Annotated in this window: 4 protein-coding genes; all 4 read right to left on the minus strand. The window is 65.8% G+C overall.

The annotated features are described in order from the left end of the window. The coding region (locus AC2VON_RS10535) for an FAD-dependent oxidoreductase (protein ID WP_486952906.1) at positions 1-425 on the minus strand (425 nt) is incomplete at its 3' end. Then, positions 422-1,420 (minus strand): alpha-ketoacid dehydrogenase subunit beta, encoded by a 999-nt coding sequence (locus AC2VON_RS10540; RefSeq protein WP_486952907.1) that lies wholly within the window; start codon positions 1,418-1,420, stop codon positions 422-424. The genes AC2VON_RS10535 and AC2VON_RS10540, both read right to left, overlap by 4 nt. After that, positions 1,410-2,432 (minus strand): thiamine pyrophosphate-dependent dehydrogenase E1 component subunit alpha, encoded by a 1,023-nt coding sequence (locus AC2VON_RS10545; protein ID WP_486952908.1) that lies wholly within the window; start codon positions 2,430-2,432, stop codon positions 1,410-1,412. The genes AC2VON_RS10540 and AC2VON_RS10545 overlap by 11 nt, the downstream gene beginning before the upstream one ends. A 47-nt stretch (positions 2,433-2,479) precedes the next feature. Beyond that, the coding region (locus AC2VON_RS10550; RefSeq protein WP_486952909.1) for an alpha/beta fold hydrolase at positions 2,480-2,964 on the minus strand (485 nt) is incomplete at its 5' end.

A 2,964-nucleotide genomic window follows, 5' to 3' on the forward strand; every position in this document is an offset into this window, starting at 1 on the left:
CCGGTGGCGATGATCACCGACTTTGCCGCGATTGTCTGCCCGCCGACGGAGACTGCGCCGTTCGGGGTGAGGGCGCCTCGACCCCGGATCACCTCGACCTTGCGCCGCTTCAACAGCCCGGACAGGCCGCCGACCAGCTTGTCGACGACGCCCGTCGTCCGCTCGCTCACCTTGTCCCAGTCCGCGGTGAAGGCACCCGATCCGTCGACCGGGTTGATGCCGAAATCGCCCGCGTGGTTCGCGGTGCGGAACACATCGGCCGTCTGCAGCAGCGCCTTGGCGGGGATGCAACCCCGGTTCAGGCAGGTGCCGCCGACCGCATCGCCCTCGACCAGCGCGATGCGCAACCCTGCGGATGCGCCATAGAGCCCAGCGGCGTAGCCGGCGGGCCCCCCGCCAAGAACGACGACATCGTAATCGGTCATGTCGTCGCCACCCTTCGCAGCGTGTCTATCACCTCGGCGGTCTGCGGCACGACCGCATCCTCCAGCGGCGGGCTCGTCGGAGTCGGAGTGTTTTTCGCGGCCACCCGCACGACGGGATGGTCCAGCGTCCAGAAGCACTTCTCGCCTATCGTGGAGGCGATCTCCGCGCCATACCCCAGCCGTTTGGCTGCCTCGTGCAAGACCACCGCGCGCGAGGTCTTGGTCACCGAGGCACAAATCGTTTCGACGTCCAGCGGCACCAGGGTGCGCACGTCGACGACCTCGACCGAGATACCTTCCTTCTCCAGCTCCGCCGCAGCCTCCAGACCCTGGTGCACGCCGACGGAATACGTGATCAGCGATACCCGGCTGCCCTCGCGGGCGATCCGGGCCTTGCCAAGTGGCATCGGATCGAGCGACAGCGGCCCAGGCACCTTGATGTGCCGGTAGAGGTATTTGCTCTCCAGGTAGAGGACGGGATTGTTGTCGCGAATCGAACTGATCAGCAAGCCGGCAGCATCCTGCACCGTGGCCGGAGCGACGATCTTGAGCCCGGGCACATGGGCGAAGTAGGACTCGATGCTTTGCGAGTGCGTCGGCCCGGCCCGCAGCCGCGCGCCGAACGGAGCGCGAAACGTGATCGGCATCGCGTCACCGGTGCGGTAATGGTGGCGAGCGACGACGTTGATGATCTGGTCGAATGCACACGAGATGAAGTCGGCGAACTGAAACTCCACCACCGGGCGCAGCCCGTTGAGCGCCGCGCCGGCCGCCATGCCGGTGAAGCCTGATTCGGCAATCGGGGTGTCGATCACCCGCCTGGAGCCGAACCGATCGAGGAATCCGTTGGTCACCGGGAATGCGCCGCCGAACTGGCCGACGTCCGCGCCAAGCAGGAACACATTCGGGTCGCCCTCCATCTCGGCGGCCAACGCCTGGCTGACCGCGTCGAGATAAGTGACGTCGGTGTGTTCTGCTACCGCACTACTCGGCATAAACGCCCACCTCCACGGTCGCTGGGTCCGGCATCGGATCGGCGAGCGATCTCGTGCGCGCCTCGATACATACCGTTCGGCACTCGTCCTTGATGGCGGCGATCTGCTCGGCGTCTGCCACACCGAGGTCCTGCAGCCTGGCGGCGAACAGCTCGACCGGGTCGCGCGTGCTCCACGCCTCGAACATTTCCTTCGGCACGTAGTCGGCCGGGTCGTGCTCGGCGTGGCCGTGCCTGCGCATCGTCACGGCCTCGATCAGCGACGGCCCCGCTCCGGAGCGGGCCCGCTCGACTGCCCGCGCGGTCGCGTCGTAGACCGCCAGGACATCGGTGCCGTCTACCTTCTCCCCGGGCATGCCGTAGGCGATGGCCTTGGTGGCGAAGTCGGTTTTGGAAGTGAGTGTCAGCGGCGTGGAGTAGGAGTACTGGTTGTTCTCGACGATGAAGATGCACGGCAGATCATGCACTGCGGCGATGTTGAGCGCCTCGTGAAAATCGCCGCGCCCGGTCGAGCCGTCGCCGCAGTAGGCGAGCGCCACTCGATCCTCGCCGCGGTACTTGAATGCCAGCGCCCCGCCGGTGGCCACCGGGTAGTTGTCCGGGATGTGGCTCGGTGGGTTATAGATATTGAGGTCGCGGCGGCCATAGTGCAAGGTGCCGTCCCGCCCGCCGGTCGGCGCAGTGGCCTTGCCCAGGAAGCTCGCCATGATCTGCCACGGCTCCATTCCGCGCCAGAGGTGCGCACCGGCGTCACGGTGCAGCGGACAGAGGAAGTCGTCCTGCCGCAAGGCAGCAGCCGTGCCCACAGCAATGGCCTCGTGCCAATGCCCGCTGTAAACCGAGCCGAGCATCTCCCCTTGGCGGTACATGCTGACCATGCGATCCTCTAGCGCGCGCTGCAAGGCCATCGTGTGGAACATGCGCAGGTATAGCTCGCGGTCGGCAGGGGGTATCGCATTCCCGCGACGACCGTCACTGGTGGCCGCCTTGCTGTCCTTACTCGTCACGATCATGATTACCCTGTCCTCGCTTGCGCTTCACTTTGCCCATGTGTTGTCCCTCAGCCCGCGAGGAATTCATCGAGCAGCCTGTTGAACCGCGCGCTGTGCTCGATCTGTGTCCAGTGCCCACATCTACCGAAAACGTGCAGCTGGGAGTTGTCGATGAGCTGCAACAGCCGCAGCGAGGTGTCCAACGGGATTACCTGGTCGTCGCGGCCGTGAATGATGAGCGTCTCGTGGGTGAGCTTGGCGATCTCGTCGTCGGGCGTGACCATCGCGTCGACGTGCAGCTGCCGTGGCGCCGGAAACATCGCACCGAACGATTCCTGAAAACCCGGCTGGATGCTCGCCTGGTAGCGCACCTGCGCGAGCTCGTCGGTGACCAGCTCCCGCGAGTAGGCGAATACGTCAAGCAGACGCCGCATGTTTTCTACCGACGGCTCATACCCCCACGCCGCGTCCAGTCCGTCAGTGATCGGGAAGGGCACGCCCACGCTGCCCATCAACGCCAGCCGATCCACCCGGTCGGGATGCCGGGTGGCAA

It is taken from the genome of Mycobacterium sp. TH-M82 (assembly GCF_057473605.1).

Bases quoted from the DNA above. Each gene is read 5' to 3' on its own strand.
- AC2VON_RS10540 (WP_486952907.1), bottom strand. From the start codon at position 1,420: ATGCCGAGTAGTGCGGTAGCAGAACACACCGACGTCACTTATCTCGAC.
- AC2VON_RS10545 (WP_486952908.1), bottom strand. From the start codon at position 2,432: ATGATCGTGACGAGTAAGGACAGCAAGGCGGCCACCAGTGACGGTCGT.